We start from the raw sequence: 15,311 nt of genomic DNA on the forward strand, positions 1-15,311 counted from the left end.
GCCCCTACGCGCCGTGCCGCGCCGTGCCGTCCCCGCCGCCGATCGACACGACGACGGCGGTCGAGGGGCCCTCGGGCGTGCCGTAGTGGACCGTGTCGCCGGGGCGGCGGCCGAGCAGCGCCCGGCCCAGCGGGCTGTCGGCGGTGACCATGGTCGGGTCGTGCGCCTCGGCGACCTCCCCGATCTGGACGGTCGTCTCCGTGCCGTCCGAGAACCGCACCGCCACCGAGCTGCCCACGCCGACCGCGTCGCCGCGCGGGGGGCCCGCGGCGGCCCCCTCCCGCAGCCGCCCTTCGAGCAGGGCGATGCGGCGGTCCAGCCGTACGAGGTCGGTGCCGCGTTCCAGCTGGTCGGCCTCGTCCGCCCGGTCCCCCGTCTGGTCTCCGCCGCCGCCCCGCAGCGTGACGGCGACCGCCTCGCGCTCGGTGCGGAGGTCGGAGAGCTCCTGCTCGATCGCCTCGCGGGCTACGGCGCTGATGGGCTCGGGTCCACCGGTCATGCCACTTCCCCTCGTGCGGGCGGCGGTGCGAAGCGCCGCGGGCTGGGTCCCGGCACGGCTGCCGTGCCGGGCGGTCGTGGGCCCGCGCGGGGGAGGGGCCGTCGGAGGGGACGGCCGCCCTCGCCGGGCGGGCCCGGCCCTCGCGGGCCTCGGCGGCTCAGGCGAGGAGTTTCGCCTTCGCCCGGTCGTACTCCTCCGGGGTGAGCGCGCCCTTGTCCTTGAGCTCCGAGAGCTTGGCCAGGTCGCTCACATGGCCGCCGCCTCCACCGTCCCGCGTGCCGGCGGCGTCCCGCACGTAGTCGCGGAAGGCGGCCTCCGAGGCCCTGGCCGCCTGGGCGTCCCGCTCGCGCATACTGCGCCCGCGGGCGATGAGGTAGACGAGCACGCCCAGGTACGGCAGCACGATCACGAAGATCAGCCAGCCCGCCTTGGCCCAGCCGCTCATCGAGTGGTCCCGGAAGAGGTCGGTGACCACCTTGAACAGCAGGAAGAACCACATGACCCAGAGGAACAGGTACAGCATGGTCAGGAACAGGTTCAGGAGCGGGTAATCGTCCATGGGGCCTACTCCGATCGCATGGGTGGTCCCTCCTTCATACCGCCCGCCCGATGCGCCCGCATCCGTGGAGGCCGTGCGGCGGGCGGGCCGCACGGCCCGCGCTCACTCGCCGAGCAGCTCCAGGAAGCCGGTCAGCTTGTCGCGGGTCCGTCGCACCTGCTCCTCCAGCGTCAACGACTCCTCGAACCGGCTGCCGGGCGCGGGCGTCTTCTTGCCGCGCACGTAGAGCGAGCAGTCCAGGTCGGTGCAGAGGTAGATGCCGACCGAGTTCCCGTCGCGCCCCGCCTGCCCCCGCTTGCGGGCGGTCATGAGGGAGACCCCGCTGCCCGGATGCGTGGTCAGGCAGACCGAGCACATGCTGCGGTGCAGGAACCCGCGCTGGTGGGAAGGGAACCGCAGGGTGATCCCGACGAGCGTGCCGTGCAGCTCGGTGACGATGTAGCTCCGGTCCGGCGCGGAGAGGTCGCGCCAGCCCAGGAAGTCCAGGTCCTCCCACGGGCGCTCGTCCAGATCGCGGGGGAGCGGCAGACGCTTCGCCTCGCCCTTCGAACAGTTGATGAACGACGTGCGGATGTCCTGTTCGGTCAAGGCTTTCATGCCGTCGACGCTAAAAGGACGCGTGCCTTCCGGGCAAACGAATATGACGCTCGGGCGGACGCCGGCGAAGGGCCAGGTCGGAGGCGGTCATGGTCCGAGCGGCCCGCGGGCGGGGAGGCGGGCGGGCCCGGCCGCCGCCGGGAGCGGGGCGGTCGGACGGCGGCGTCGGCGGCTTCCCGCGCGGGGGGCGCCGGGCCGGGCTCGGGGCCGGGCGGGTGACCTTCGGCACATGCGCCGTGAAAGGCGCGGCGGGCGTCGTCCGCGACCGGGGTCCGGCCCGCCGTGCGCGGGGCGGACACACGGTCGGCCGGTGCGCCGCCCCCGTCCCCACGGTGCGGCGGCCGGGTGGACCGCCCCATCCGCTGGGACGGGCGGTCCACGTCTCTCAGGACTCCGGCGCCTCCGCCGTGAGCCCCAGGTTCGGGAGGACGACCCGCTCCACGAACCGGGTCAGGTACGCCGCGTCGGCGTAGCGCCCCTCCAGCAGCGGGCGGGCGCGCATCACGCCGAGCAACTGGGTCGCCACGTACGCGGCGGCCGGGTGGTCGGCCGGGATCTCGCCGCGCTCCCGGCCCCTGCGGACCATCGCGTCGATCGCCGCGACCTCCGGCGCGATCAGCGCCTCCCGCAGCGCGCTCAGCAGCTCCGGGCTCTGCAGGGCCGCGTGGCTGAGGGCGTGCATCAGCGGGGTGTCGCGCCCCGACGCCTCGCCGATCATCCGCGCCGCCTCCAGCAGGTCCCCGGCCAGCGTCCCCGTGTCGACGTTCGGCAGGCGCATCCGGCGAGTGCCGTGCAGGGCCGCGACGACCAGCTCGGGCTTGGAGCCCCACTGCCGGTACAGCGTGGACTTCCCGCAGCGGGTGCGGGCGGCGACGCCCTCCATGGTCAGGGCCTCGTACCCGCCCTCCCGCAGCAGGTCCAGCACCGCCGCGTACAGCTCCTGCGCCCGCTCCGGTGTGATCTTCGACCGGGGCGAGGCGAGAGGCGGCTCGGATGCGGAATCGAGCGACGGCATGGGCGGTACCTCCTGCTGCGGTGCGGTGAGGCTCTCGATACGCCAGTGTACCGATACGCGTGTGTACCGATACGCCCACGTATCGGTACACTGGCGTATCGATACGGCACGGGCGGAACCCTGCCGTCCTGACACCGCTTCGCATCCAAGGGGGCACCGGGTGACGTACGCCCGCACCGAGCCCGCGGACCAGGAGCCGGACATACGTGCCCGACCGCCCCTCGTCCGCGAGCTCCTTCTCGTGGCCGGCCTCTTCCTGGCCTACAAATTCGGCCGCCGGGCGGCCAACGGACACGTCGAGGAGGCGTTCCGCAACGCCCAGGACGTGTGGGACCTCGAACGCGCCCTGCGCCTCCCCGGCGAGGGCGTCGTCCAGAGCGCGCTCCTGCACGGCCAGACCCTCGTCCACACGGCGAACACGTACTACGCCGCCGTGCACTTCCCCGCCACCGCGCTCTTCCTGATCTGGCTGTACTGGCGCCGCCCCCGGCACTACGTCTGGTCCCGCCGGGTCCTCGCCGCGCTCACCGCCTCCGCCCTGGCGCTGCACCTGGCCTTCCCGCTGGCCCCGCCCCGGATGCTGCCCGTCGCCCGCCTCGTCGACACCGGCCAGGTCTACGGGCCGACGGTCTACGGGCAGACGCCCGCGACCGACTCGATGGCGAACCAGTTCGCCGCGATGCCCTCGCTGCACGTCGGCTGGGCCGTGATGGTCGCCGTCGGACTGATCGTCGCCACCCGCTCCCGGTGGCGCTGGCTGTGGCTGCTGCACCCGGCGCTGACCCTGGCCGTCGTGGTGGGCACCGCCAACCACTACTGGCTCGACGCGATCGTCGCCACCGCGCTGCTCGCCGTCGCGTTCGCCGTGTTCCCGCTGCGCCCCCGGCACGCTCCGGCGCTCGCGGCCCGGCCGTCCGGGTGGCCGAGCACCGACCGCACCGTGCCGCACGCCGCCTCCGCACCGGCGTGCGGCACGCGCGCCGATGCCGCCGCGGAGGCCGGAGTACGACCGGCGTACGTCCGGGACGGGGGCGCGACGGCCGAGGCCGGGGCGGAACCCGCGTACGCCGGGTGGCGCGAGCGGGCCGGAGTCGCGCGATGAGCGCCACCCTGTTCGCCGTGGCGCTCTCCCTCGTCTCCGCCGGGGCCTACGCGGCCGCCGCCGTGGCCCAGTCCCGGATCGCCGGGCGCACCGAGCCGTCCGCCGGGACCTGGCGGCTGTTGGGCCGGGGCGTGTGGTGGGCGGCGGTCGGCCTCAACGCCGCGGGCGCGCTGCTGCACGTCGCCGCGCTCAAGTACGGCCCGTTGACGCTGATCCAGCCGCTCGGCGCGCTGACCCTGGTGGCCGCCGTCCCCCTCGGGGCGCGCGCCGCCGGGCGCCGGGTGGGCCGTGTCGAGTGGCGGGGCACGGTGCTCACCCTGCTCGGGCTGGGCGCGCTGCTGCTGACCGCGGGCGGCTCCGCCCCGCACGAGACCCTGAGCCTGGCCGAAGCGCTCGGCGTCGGCGCGGCCACCATGGCGGTCGTCGCCGGACTCAGCCGCCCCGGAACCCGTCCGGGGCTGCGGCACGCGGCGGCCTCCGGCATCACCTCCGGGGTGGCCTCCGCCCTCACCCAGACCCTCACGGTCGCGGTCACCGACCACTCGGGCGGCCCGTTGTTCAGTTGGCGGCTGCTGACGGTGGCGCTGCTCGTCTCGGCCTTCGCGATGGGCGGACTGCTGCTGTCCCAGACCGCCTACCGGGGCGGGCTCGGCGCTCCGCTCGCCGTGGTCACCCTCGCCAACCCGATCGCCGCCGCCGCGATCGGCCTGGCCCTGCTCGGGGAACGGCTCCAGGGCGGCCCGGTCAGCGTGGCCCTCGCCCTCCTCGGCGCGGTCGCCGCCGTACGCGGGGTGGTCCTGCTCACCCGGACCCCGACGCAGGGCGCGCCCCCGCGGACGGGCGCGACGGCCGACGAGGCCGAGGCCCCCGAGCCGCTCGCCCCGGCCCCGCCCCGGTTCTTCGTCGCCCGCCCCCGGCGCGCCGAGACCGCCGCGCTCGCCGCCGACCGCCTCACCGCCGGCACGAGCCGCTGACCGGGCCCCCGCGGCAGGGGACGCCCGTCAGCCGTCCAGGTCGTCGAGGGCGCGGGTCAGCCAGCCGGTCCAGAACGTCTCCAGGTCGATGCCGCCCCGCAGCACCAGATGGCGCAGCCGGCCCTCGTCCGTCGTCGGCGCGGGGGTGAAGTCCCGAGCCTCGATCTCCCGGTACTCCGCCAACTGGCGCTCGTGCAGGTCGAGGTGGCGGCGCAGCTCCGCGCCCAACCCGTCCGCCCCGACGACCGCCGCCGCCCGCATCCGCAGCAGCAGCGGATCGCGGACCGGCCGGGGGTCCTCGCGGAGCGCCACCCAGGCCGCCAGCTCCCCGCGGCCCGCGGGCAGCACCTCGTACTCCTTCCGCTGCCCCCGGACCGGGACGGCGGCGGGCAGCGCCCTGATCCGTCCGGCCTCCTCCAGCCTCCCCAGCTCGCGGTAGATCTGCTGGTGCGTGGCGGACCAGAAGTAGCCGATCGACCGGTCGAACCTGCGGGTCAGTTCGAGACCCGAGGACGGCTTCTCCAGCAGGGCGGTGAGAATCGCGTGGGGCAGTGACATGAGGGGCATCCTAGGGACGTACGGGGCCGGGGCGTCCGGGGCCCGCCCCGCCCACTCACAGCGCCGCGGCCAGCTCCGTGCCCTGGCGGATGGCCCGCTTGGCGTCCAGCTCGGCCGCCGCGTCCGCGCCGCCGATCAGATGGACCGGGCCGCCCGCCGCGCGCAGCTCCTCGTACAGCTCCCGGCGCGGTTCCTGACCCGCGCACAGCACCACGGTGTCCACGCTCAGCACCCGCCGCTGCCCGTCCACGGTGAGGTGGAGGCCCTCGTCGTCGATCCGCTCGTAGCCGGCCCCGGAGATCATCTCGACGCCCCGGTGGCGCAGTTCCGTGCGGTGGATCCAGCCGGTCGTCCTGCCGAGCCGCGCCCCGACCTTGCCGCTCCCGCGCTGGATCAGGTGGACCGTGCGCGGCGGCGCCGGGCGCTCGTGGGCGCGGAGCCCGCCGCGCCCGGCGTAGGAGGTGTCCACGCCCCACTGCCGGAAGAAGGCGTCCGCGTCCCGGCTCGCCGCGTCGCCGCCGTCGGTCAGGAACTCCGCGACGTCGAAGCCGATGCCGCCCGCGCCGATGATCGCGACGCGCTCCCCGACCGGCGCGCCGCCGCGCAGCACGTCCAGGTAGCCGACCACGTCGGGGCGGTCCGCGCCGGGGATCGCGGGGGTGCGCGGCTCGACGCCGGTGGCGAGCACGACCTCGTCGAAGCCGGCGAGGTCCCCGGCTGCGGCCCGGACGCCCAGGCGCAGCTCGACGTCCAGCTCGGCGAGCCGGGTGCGGAAGTAGCGCAGCGTCTCGTCGAACTCCTCCTTGCCCGGCACCCGGCGCGCCACGTTGAGCTGTCCGCCGATCTCGTGCGCCGCGTCGAACAGGGTGACCGCGTGGCCCCGCTCCGCCGCCGTGACCGAGCACGCGAGGCCGGCCGGGCCCGCGCCGACGACGGCGACGCGCTTGCGGGTCCGGGTGGGGCTCAGCACCAGCTCGGTCTCGTGGCAGGCGCGCGGGTTGACCAGGCAGGAGGTGATCTCCAGGTTGAAGACGTGGTCCAGGCAGGCCTGATTGCACCCGATGCAGGTGTTGATGGCGTCCGACCGGCCCGCGGCCGCCTTGGCGACGAACGCCGGGTCGGCGAGGAAGGGCCGGGCCATGGAGACCATGTCCGCCCGGCCGGAGGCGAGGATCTCCTCGGCGACCTCGGGGGTGTTGATGCGGTTGCTCGTCACCAGGGGCACGGAGACCGCGCCGCGCACCTTCTCGGTCACCCAGGTGAACGCGCCGCGCGGCACGGAGGTGGCGATGGTGGGGATGCGCGCCTCGTGCCAGCCGATGCCGGTGTTGATGATCGTCGCGCCCGCCGCCTCGATCTCCTTCGCCAGGGCCACGACCTCCTCCAGCGTCGAGCCGCCGGGGACCAGGTCCAGCATGGAGAGCCGGTAGATCAGGATGAAGTCGCCGCCGACCCGCTCGCGGACCCGGCGCACGATCTCCACGGGGAACCGGATCCGGTTCTCGTAGGAGCCGCCCCAGCGGTCGGTGCGGTGGTTGGTCGCGGAGACGATGAACTCGTTGATCAGATAGCCCTCGGAGCCCATGATCTCGACGCCGTCGTACCCCGCGAGGCGCGCCAGCTCGGCCGCCCGGACGAACTCCTCGATGGTCTCCTCGACCTCGTCGCCGGTGAGGGCGTGCGGGGTGAATCCGCTGATCGGCGCCTTGAGCGCGCTCGGGGCGACCAGGTCGGCGTGGTGCGCGTACCGTCCGAAGTGCAGGATCTGCAGGGCGATCCGGCCGCCCGCGGCGTGCACCGCGGAGGTGATCTCCGCGTGCTGGGCCGCCTCCGCCTCGTCCGTCATCTTCGCGCCGCCGGGGAACGAGCAGGCCCGCTCGCTGGGCGCGATGCCGCCGGTGACGATGAGCCCCACGCCGCCTCGGGCGCGCTCGGCGTAGAACGCCGCCATCCGCGCGAAGCCGCCCTCGGCCTCCTCCAGGCCGGTGTGCATCGAGCCCATGAGCACGCGGTTGGGGAGGGTGGTGAACCCGAGGTCCAGGGGGCTCAGCAAGGTCGGGTACAGGCTCATGGGTCTCCTCCGCGGGGTCGTCGCTCAGTTGTAGACCACCGCGGAGTGCTTATGCAACTAGTTGCACAATGATCTGCGTCGCATCCCGGACCCCGTGGCGCTCACCCGAACGGCCGAGCCCCGGGGGGCCGAGGGGGCCGGGGCCGACGACAGTGGAGCCGTAGTCGGTCCACTCCAGCCCCCTCACCTCGGGAGTCGTCATGGTCTGCGTCAATCGCCGTGATCTCGGCCTGCTCGCCCTGCGCGTCGGCACCGGCGCGGTGCTCGCCGCCCACGGCAGCCAGAAGCTGGCCGGATGGTTCGGCGGCGGGGGCATCCAGGGCACCGCCGCGGCGATGGAGGCGATGGGCTTCCACCCGCCCCGGCGCAGCGCCGCGGCGGCCGGGCTCGGCGAGGCCGGCGGCGGCGTGCTGCTCGCGCTGGGCCTCGCGACCCCGGCGGCGGGCGCGGCGGCCGCCGGGGCGATGGCGGGCGCGGTCGCCGTCCACGCCCCGGCGGGGTTCTTCGCCCAGAGCGGCGGCTACGAGTACCCGGCGTTCCTGGGGTTCACCGCCGCCGCCATCGGCCTCGCCGGTCCCGGAAGGTACTCCCTGGACCACGCCACCCGCCATGTCCTCGACCGCCCGTGGACGGTTGTGCTCGCCTTCGCGGGCAGCGCGGTCGCGGCGGCCGCGGTGGTCGGCAGGCGCGCGAAGGGGCAGGCCGCCCGGGCGCCGGAGGAGTCCTGACGCGGGATCCCGCCCGGCGCCCTCCTCGTCACCGCCCTCCGGGTGTCCGCCGGGCCCCGCTCCCGGACGGCGTCCCGCCCCGGCCGGCCGCCTCCCCGCGGCTGAGCGCCCCCGGCCACCACGCCTTCGGCCCGATGTCCCTGACCAGGGCCGGGACCAGGAGGGAGCGGACGACCAGGGTGTCCAGCAGTACGCCGAAGGCCACGATGAACGCGATCTGCAGCAGGAACGCCAGCGGGATGATGCCGAGCGCCGCGAACGTGGCGGCCAGCACGACGCCCGCCGACGTGATGACCCCACCGGTCGCGGTCAGCCCCCGCAGGACGCCCTCCCTGGCGCCGTGGCGCAGCGACTCCTCGCGCACCCTGGACATCAGGAAGATGTTGTAGTCGACGCCCAGGGCGACGAGGAAGACGAACCCGTACAGCGGCACCGACGAGTCCGTGCCGCTGAAGCCGAACACATGGGTGAAGACGAGCGAGGAGATGCCCAGCGTGGCGAGGAAGTTCAGGGCCACGGTGGCCACCAGCAGCACCGGCATCAGCAGCGATCGCAGCAGGAAGACCAGGATCACCAGGATGATCGCCAGCACCACCGGGACGATCAGCGTCCGGTCGTCCTCCGCGGTGCGCTGCGTGTCGTACTGCTGGGCGGTGTAGCCCCCCACCACGGCGTCCGCGTCCGGCACGGCGTGCACCGCCGCGCGCAGCGCCGCCACCGTGTTCTTGGCCGCGTCGCTGTCGGCGGCGTCGGCGAGGGTCGCGTCGACGCGCACCCGCCCGTCGACGACCAGGGGCTCGCCGCCGCCCGGCCGGCCGTCGGCGGAGACGGGGGCCGCCGAGTCGACGCCCTCGGTGCGCTTGGCGGCGGCCGTCACCGGGCCCAGCGCGTCGGCCGCCGCGATGATCACCGCGGGATTGCCGGAGCCGCCGGGGAAGTGCTCGCTCAGGGTCTTCTGGGCGGCCACGGACGGGGCGTCGTTGACGAAGATCTCGTCCAGCGGCACGCCCTTGGAGGTGAGGGTGGGGGCGAACGCGGCACAGGCGACGAGAGCGGCCAGCGTGATCGCCCACACCTTGCGGGGCGCCCGGTCGACCAGCGCGGCGACCCGGCTCCAGACGCCGTGGCCGCCCGCCTTGTCCGCGGCCGACCGGGGCTTCGCGGGCCAGTAGGCGCTGCGGCCCAGCAGCACCAGGACCGCGGGCAGGAAGGTGAGGGCGCTCAGGACCGCGCAGACGATGCCGATCGCGCCGACCGGCCCCAGGGCGCGGTTGTTGGTGAGGTCGCTCAGGAGCAGGGCCAGCAGGCCGAGGGCCACCGTGGCGGCGCTGGCCGCGATCGGCCCGAAGGACTCGCGCAGCGCGGAGCGCATGGCCGTGATCCGGTCGCCGTGGACGGCGAGTTCCTCCCGGAAGCGGGCGGTGAGCAGCAGCGCGTAGTCCGTCGCCGCGCCGATCACCAGGATGGACAGAATGCCCTGGACCTGTCCGTCGACGCGGACGACGTCCCGGTCCGCGAGCGCGTAGACGATCGCGCAGGCGAGGCCGAGGGCGAAGACCGCGCCCAGGATGATCACGAACGGCAGCAGCAGGCTCCGGTAGACCAGCAGCAGGATGACCAGGACGGCGGCCAGGGCGACCCCCAGGAGCAGCCCGTCGATGCCCGCGAAGGCGTCGGAGAGGTCGGCCTGGCTCGCGGCCGGTCCCGCCACCTGCACCGAGGTGCCCGGAACGGCGGCGCCGGCCTGCTCGATCCGCTCCAGGGCGGTGGGCAGCTCGTCCCCGAGGTCGGGGCGCAGTTGCACGATGCCCTGGAGCGCGCGGCCGTCCTCCGACGCGAGCGCGGGGGAGGGGCGCCCCGCGACGCCCTCCGTGCCGGCGAGCGCCCCCAGCGCCCGCGTGGCCTGCGTCCGTTGCCGCCCGCTCACGGCGCCGCCCTCGTCCGAGGAGGTCCAGACGACGATCGCGGGCAGCGTCTCGTCCTGCTGGAACGCCTTCTGCGCCTCGATGACCTGTGTCGACTCCGCGTTCCGGGGTAGGAAGGCGGCCTGGTCGTTGGTCGCGACCTCGCCGAGCTTGCCCGCGTACGGGCCAAGCCCGCCGCCGATGCCCAGCCAGGCGACCAACAGGACGACGGGAATGATCCAGCGGACCGGCCGTGCGGCGGTGAACATGCCTCTCCCAGGGGGTGGGAACAGTGTTTCAACGGGAAACAATCTCAATTATTGAAAGACATTACCCCGGAAAGCGGCCTTGATACGCGGAGCGGCCCGCCGCACGGTCGGCACGAGTGAGAAGGGCGGGAGGGCGCGGACGCCCGGAGGGCGGGCGACGCGTCAGCGGCGCGGAGGGAGCTCCCGCGCCAGCTCCTCGTTCATCGCGGCGAGGAAGCGCAGGACGGTCGCCAGCTCGGCGTCGTCGAAACGTGCTCGGGCCCGCGCCGTGGCCTCGGCGAGCGGCATGAAGTACTCGCGGGCGGCGAGCCGGGCGCTGGGTTCGTAGTGCACATGGACCACCCGCCGGTCGGCGCTCTCCCTGACCCGGCGCACGTGCCCGGCCCGCTCCAGCCGGTCCAGGCAGGCGGTGACCGCCCCGGAGGTCAGCCCCAGGTGGTCCCGCAGCGCCCCCGGCGTCAGGGGGGCGGACGCGTCCAGGAGGGCGGCCAGCGCCTGCACGTCGGTGGCGTGCAGCCCCTGGTCCGTCGCGAAGCCGTGGGTCATGCGGTTGATCCGGCCGTTCATCCGGCGCAGGTGGACCGCGTACGCGTGGAGATCGGCCGGCGCCCCCTCGTCCAGGGGCCCGCCCCGGCCCTCTCGGCTGTCCGTGCTGGTCACCTGCCCAGCGTATAGAACACCGCCCGCCCCGCCGCCCGCGGAGCGGGAGCGCGGCGGCGGGCGGCGCGGGGCCCAGGGGCGCGCGGCACGCATCGTATGCCCGTGAACGGGCAACCGGCAGGACATGAATACCCGTTCGGTAGCAGCGCAGGGACGTGGCCAGGCGAGACGAGCCGCGGACAGCAAGGCGATGGAGGTGGCGGCCCGCGCGGGCCTCACCGCCCGCGGGGTGATCTACGTCCTCGTGGGCCTCCTCGCCCTCCGGATCGCCTTCTCCGGCGGCGAGGGACGACAGGCCGACCGCGGCGGCGCGATCGCGGAGATAGCGGGCAAGCCCTTCGGGCAGGTCCTGCTCTGGCTGCTGGGGGCGGCGCTCGTCGGCATGACCGTGTGGCGGCTGTCCGAAGCCCTCTTCGGACAGGTCGGGCCCGACGGCCGCAAGCCCACCAAGCGGGCCATGGCCGCGGTCCGCTGCCTGTTCTACGGCTTCGTCGCCTACTCCGTGCTCTCCTTCGCCGCCGGGAACACCACCAGCGGCAGCGGCTCCTCCGACCAGCAGTCCCAGGACGTCACCGCCCGCGTCCTGGCCCTGCCCGCCGGCCAGTGGATCGTCGGGGCCGGCGGCCTCGCCATCGGCGGCGCCGGGGTGTGGATCGCGGTACGGGCCCTGCTGCGCAAGTTCCGCAAGCACCTGGACCTGACCGGCGCGAGCCGGACCACGCGCCGCGTCGTCGACTTCACCGGCATGTTCGGCGGAACGGCGCGCGGCGTCGTCTTCGCCACGGCGGGCGGCTTCGCCGTGGCGGCCGCCGTCCGCCACTCGCCCGGAGAGTCCAAGGGCATGGACGACACCCTGCGGTCCTTCGCGACCACCGCCGCAGGGCCGTGGCTGCTGGTGCTCATCGCCCTCGGCCTCGCGGCGTTCGGCGTCTTCTCCTGGGCCAACGCCCGCTACCGCGAGGTCTGACCCGACCCGACGCCGAGCCGCCCCCCGCCCCCGCGGACCGCCCTGCGGCGGTCCGCGTCCTCACGGGCCGCCTCCTCGGGGTGGCGGCGGCGCCAGTACGGATTGTCGTGCGGCAGCCCGCCGGTCACCCGCCCGTACATCCCGAACGTCAGGATCAGCAGCCCCATGAGGAAGCTGAAGATCACGTTCGACATGCTGAAGTCCAGGATGTTCGCGGAGCCGTCGAGGATGAAGACGTGGACGAACCCGCTGAGCAGGAAGAGGACGCCGACGGTCATGTTCACGGTCGAGGCGACGTTGCCGCCGACCACGGCCCCGGCGATCAGCACGCAGCCGACCACCACCGAGATCAGACTGAGAAGGCCGTTGGTCGACAGCCCCGCGATCCGCTCGCCGCTCGTGTCGAAGAAGGCGAGCCGGTCCGCGAAGCCGAGGATGCCGAAGGCCAGCAGAATCGCGCCGCACAGTCCCGCCCCGATCCGGTACACGGTCGCCAACCGGTGGTCGACGGGAAGTTCGTCGCTCAGTTTCATGGCTGCCTCCTGACGCTGGGAACGGGGAACCCTCAGCCTCCGATTCTTCCCCGGCCGCTCCCATCCGGCCTCTTCTGGCGGCGGAGCGCCACGGCCGCGGGGGCGTCCGCCCCCGCCTCGCCGTCAGCGCAGGAAGTCCGCCAGCCCCGTCAGGAGCCGGTCGACGTCGTCGGCGTCGCTGTACGCGGACAGCCCGACCCGCAGCCCGCCGCTGTCGCCCAGGCCCAGATGGCGCGAGGCCTCCAGGGCGTAGAAGGACCCGGCGGGGGCGTGCACGCCCGTGCGGGCGAGGAAGCGGTAGGCGTCCGCCGCGTCCCGGCCCGCGAAGGTGAGGAGCAGGGTGGGGGTGCGTTCGGCGGCCCGTGCGTGCACCGTCACCCCGGCCAGCCCGTGCAGCGCCTTCTCCAGGTCCTCCCGCAGCGCCGTCTCGTGGGCGTCGATCGCCGCGTACGCCGAGCGCAGCCGCTCGCGCCGCCCGCCCGCCGCGCCGTCGCCCAGGCTCGCGATGAAGTCCACCGCCGCCCGCGTCCCCGCCAGCACCTCGTACGGGAGGGTGCCGAGCTCGAAGCGCTCCGGCACGGCGTCGGTGGAGGGGGCCAGCTTGTCCGGGCGCAGGGTGTCCAGCAGCTCCGGCCGGGCGCAGAGCACGCCGTGGTGCGGCCCGAAGAACTTGTAGGACGAGCAGACGAAGAAGTCCGCCCCGAGCAGCCCGACGTCCACCGACCGGTGCGCGGTCAGGTGCACCCCGTCCACGTACAGCAGCGCACCGGCCCGATGGGCCGATCGGGCGATGGCCGGGATGTCGGGGCGGGTGCCGATGAGGTTGGACGCGCCGGTCACCGCGACCAGCCGGGTCCGCTCGCTGAGCTGCGCCTCGACGGCCTCCACCGGCAGCTCTCCGGTCTCCGGGTCGAAGGAGGCCCATCGCACCACCGCGCCCGCCCGCTCGGCCGCCTGCACCCACGGGCGGATGTTGGCGTCGTGGTCCAGCCGGCTCACCACCACCTCGTCGCCGGGGCTCCAGGCGTCGGCCAGGGTGCGCGAGAAGTCGTAGGTGAGCTGGGTGGCGCTGCGGCCGAAGACGATCCCGGCCGGGTCCGCGCCCAGCAGATCCGCCATCGCCCGCCGGAACGCGCCGACGATCTGCTCGGCGTTGACCTCGCCGGGGAGCAGCGGCCCCCGGATCGACAGCGGGCGGCTCGCCGCCTCGCCCATGGCGGCGATGACGGAAGCGGGGGTCTGCGTGCCGCCCGGCCCGTCGAAGTGCGCGGTCCCGGACCGCAGGGCGGGGAACTGCGCGCGCACCGCGCCGACGTCGTACGACATGGGGGCTCCTCACTTCGCTGACCTGGCCGGACGATCATCGCAGGGCCCTGGCGCGGGGCGGAAGGGGCCGCGGGTCACGTGCCGGCCGCGACCGCCCCGCGCCGGCTCGGGCGCGGGAGGCGGCGGGGCGCTCCGCCGCGCTGTTCCTGCGCGGGCGCACCGCCGGACGGAAAACGTGCGCCCTGCGCCGGAAAGGGCATCCGGGGCGTGCTCGAATACGCCGTCCTGCGGGAGCGGGATAATCCGATGAATAGGGGTTCGGCGGACGGGAATCGCCCTGTTTCGCGCAATCCCTCTCGCATTTCCGACCCCCGCGAATGCGTTTTTCAATTGATGTGCCGGGCGGCGGTTAAAGCCGCGGTGACAGGAAATACATGAGCTGGGCTGACGGAGCTGGGGGGCGTCGGTCCGCGCAGCGGCCCGACGACGTTCGGGGCCGGGCGCCCCGAAGTCGCCGGCGCCGGGGCCCATGCTGCCGCACCGGCCTGTCCATCGCACCCTCAGGCGGTTGTGAACCGCGCTGACGGTGCGAGGCGGTGGTCTCTCCCCAGAGCGCGTTCCCTTGTGGAGGATCACTCATGGACGAGTCCGATCGGTTCGCCGACGGTGCGGCCGGACATCCGGGCGGAGAGAGAAAAGGACGCGGTGATTTCCCCGCCGCGGTCCTGCGGGCGATCGCCTACCCCATTCTCCTGGTGGCGGTCGTCGCCGTGGGGGCGGCGGCATTGCGGCTGGAGTGGGACCCGGCCCGCGTCAGTCCCCTTTTCCTGATGGGGACCCTCGCCTATCTGGCCGTTCTCGAACGGCTGATCCCCTTCGAGAGGGACTGGCACCCGGCGAAGGAGGAATGGCGCTGGTACGGCGTCTACTTCCTGCTCACCATGGCCGGAAGCGCCCTGGCGCAGCTCCTGGTCGCGCAGGCGGTGGGGTGGCTCTCGCCCGAGGCGCCGACCCGCCCCCTCGGGATCGAGATCCCCGGAGCCCTCCTCGCCGGATCGCTCGTCGGATACACGGTGCACCGGCTGGGGCACAGCAGGCCCCTGCTCTGGCGCCTGCACGGGGTCCACCACGTCCCGCCGAAGGTCAACGTGGCCAACAACACCGTCAACCACGTGCTGGACATCGTCCTGGCCCAGAGCCTCGTCCAACTGACCCTGGCGCTGGTGGGGTTCTCCGGCCCGGCCGTACTGGTGGTCGGCCTCTTCGTCGCCGCCCAGGGCTACTTCGTCCACGCCAACATCGACGTGCGCATCGGGCCCCTCAACCACCTGCTGGCCAGCCCCGAGCAGCACCGGCTGCACCACAGCACCGACCTGGCCGAAGCCGGCCACTACGGCTCCGACCTGTCGTGCTGGGACCACCTCTTCGGCAGCTTCACCTGGCGACCGGGGCGCCGACCGGCAGCGGTGGGCCTGCACGACCCCGCCTCGTTCCCCGCCACCGGGGAGATCGTCGCCGGCCTCCTGCACCCCTGGCGTCGCCGGCCGGGACCGGGCCTCGGCCCGGAGCGACCGACGACCCGCGACGCGGCTCACCACGACTAGAGGAG

Annotated in this window: 15 protein-coding genes; 5 read left to right on the forward strand and 10 right to left on the reverse strand. The window is 74.4% G+C overall.

All coding sequences use genetic code 11. The features are described 5' to 3' along the window. Positions 1-4: 4 nt before the first annotated feature. The 4 genes from ACZ6EJ_RS00790 to ACZ6EJ_RS00805 form a co-directional block, all read right to left on the reverse strand. Complete coding sequence (locus ACZ6EJ_RS00790; protein ID WP_469263445.1) at positions 5-499, reverse strand: GreA/GreB family elongation factor; 495 nt, start codon at positions 497-499, stop codon at positions 5-7. Positions 500-656: 157 nt separating this feature from the next. Next, on the reverse strand, positions 657-1,058 hold the full coding sequence (locus ACZ6EJ_RS00795; RefSeq protein ID WP_469263447.1) for an SHOCT domain-containing protein: 402 nt from the start codon (positions 1,056-1,058) through the stop codon (positions 657-659). 102 nt (positions 1,059-1,160) lie between these two features. Beyond that, positions 1,161-1,655, reverse strand: a complete 495-nt coding sequence (locus ACZ6EJ_RS00800) for an FBP domain-containing protein (protein WP_469263449.1) — start codon at positions 1,653-1,655, stop codon at positions 1,161-1,163. Positions 1,656-2,040: 385 nt separating this feature from the next. Beyond that, entirely contained in the window at positions 2,041-2,670 is a 630-nt protein-coding gene (locus tag ACZ6EJ_RS00805) for a TetR/AcrR family transcriptional regulator (RefSeq protein ID WP_469263451.1), read from the reverse strand. 160 nt (positions 2,671-2,830) lie between these two features. Between ACZ6EJ_RS00805 and ACZ6EJ_RS00810 the strand changes: the two genes are divergently transcribed. Continuing rightward, entirely contained in the window at positions 2,831-3,772 is a 942-nt protein-coding gene (locus tag ACZ6EJ_RS00810; RefSeq protein WP_469263453.1) for a phosphatase PAP2 family protein, read from the forward strand. Beyond that, on the forward strand, positions 3,769-4,746 hold the full coding sequence (locus ACZ6EJ_RS00815) for a DMT family protein (RefSeq protein WP_469263455.1): 978 nt from the start codon (positions 3,769-3,771) through the stop codon (positions 4,744-4,746). Before ACZ6EJ_RS00810 ends, ACZ6EJ_RS00815 begins: the two co-directional genes overlap by 4 nt. A gap of 27 nt (positions 4,747-4,773) precedes the next feature. Here ACZ6EJ_RS00815 and ACZ6EJ_RS00820 read toward each other — a convergent pair whose 3' ends face one another. Both ACZ6EJ_RS00820 and ACZ6EJ_RS00825 read right to left on the reverse strand, forming a co-directional pair. After that, positions 4,774-5,304, reverse strand: a complete 531-nt coding sequence (locus ACZ6EJ_RS00820; protein ID WP_469263457.1) for a PadR family transcriptional regulator — start codon at positions 5,302-5,304, stop codon at positions 4,774-4,776. Between the two features lie 55 nt (positions 5,305-5,359). Then, on the reverse strand, positions 5,360-7,375 hold the full coding sequence (locus ACZ6EJ_RS00825) for an oxidoreductase (protein ID WP_469263459.1): 2,016 nt from the start codon (positions 7,373-7,375) through the stop codon (positions 5,360-5,362). Between the two features lie 200 nt (positions 7,376-7,575). Here ACZ6EJ_RS00825 and ACZ6EJ_RS00830 point away from each other — a divergent pair, with 200 nt between their 5' ends. Next, a complete protein-coding gene (locus ACZ6EJ_RS00830) occupies positions 7,576-8,103 on the forward strand; it encodes a DoxX family protein (RefSeq protein ID WP_469263461.1) in 528 nt (175 codons plus the stop codon). 28 nt (positions 8,104-8,131) lie between these two features. Here the strand turns inward: ACZ6EJ_RS00830 and ACZ6EJ_RS00835 are convergent, their stop codons facing one another. Together ACZ6EJ_RS00835 and ACZ6EJ_RS00840 are read right to left on the reverse strand one after the other, a co-directional pair. Further along, complete coding sequence (locus ACZ6EJ_RS00835; protein ID WP_469263463.1) at positions 8,132-10,276, reverse strand: MMPL family transporter; 2,145 nt, start codon at positions 10,274-10,276, stop codon at positions 8,132-8,134. A 162-nt stretch (positions 10,277-10,438) separates the two neighbouring features. Continuing rightward, positions 10,439-10,936 carry a MarR family winged helix-turn-helix transcriptional regulator gene (locus ACZ6EJ_RS00840; protein WP_469263465.1) on the reverse strand — a complete coding sequence of 166 codons (498 nt, stop codon included), beginning with the start codon at positions 10,934-10,936 and terminating at the stop codon, positions 10,439-10,441. A 124-nt stretch (positions 10,937-11,060) separates the two neighbouring features. Between ACZ6EJ_RS00840 and ACZ6EJ_RS00845 the strand changes: the two genes are divergently transcribed. Further along, a complete protein-coding gene (locus tag ACZ6EJ_RS00845) occupies positions 11,061-11,903 on the forward strand; it encodes a DUF1206 domain-containing protein (protein ID WP_469263467.1) in 843 nt (280 codons plus the stop codon). Here the strand turns inward: ACZ6EJ_RS00845 and ACZ6EJ_RS00850 are convergent. Further along, positions 11,888-12,436 carry a DUF4383 domain-containing protein gene (locus ACZ6EJ_RS00850; RefSeq protein WP_469263469.1) on the reverse strand — a complete coding sequence of 183 codons (549 nt, stop codon included), beginning with the start codon at positions 12,434-12,436 and terminating at the stop codon, positions 11,888-11,890. The genes ACZ6EJ_RS00845 and ACZ6EJ_RS00850 overlap by 16 nt on opposite strands. A 123-nt stretch (positions 12,437-12,559) precedes the next feature. Continuing rightward, on the reverse strand, positions 12,560-13,762 hold the full coding sequence (locus ACZ6EJ_RS00855) for a cysteine desulfurase-like protein (RefSeq protein WP_469263471.1): 1,203 nt from the start codon (positions 13,760-13,762) through the stop codon (positions 12,560-12,562). A gap of 578 nt (positions 13,763-14,340) precedes the next feature. Here ACZ6EJ_RS00855 and ACZ6EJ_RS00860 point away from each other — a divergent pair. After that, entirely contained in the window at positions 14,341-15,306 is a 966-nt protein-coding gene (locus ACZ6EJ_RS00860; protein ID WP_469263473.1) for a sterol desaturase family protein, read from the forward strand. The last annotated feature ends 5 nt before the right edge of the window (positions 15,307-15,311 follow it).

Source organism: Streptomyces sp. NPDC041970, assembly GCF_055588985.1.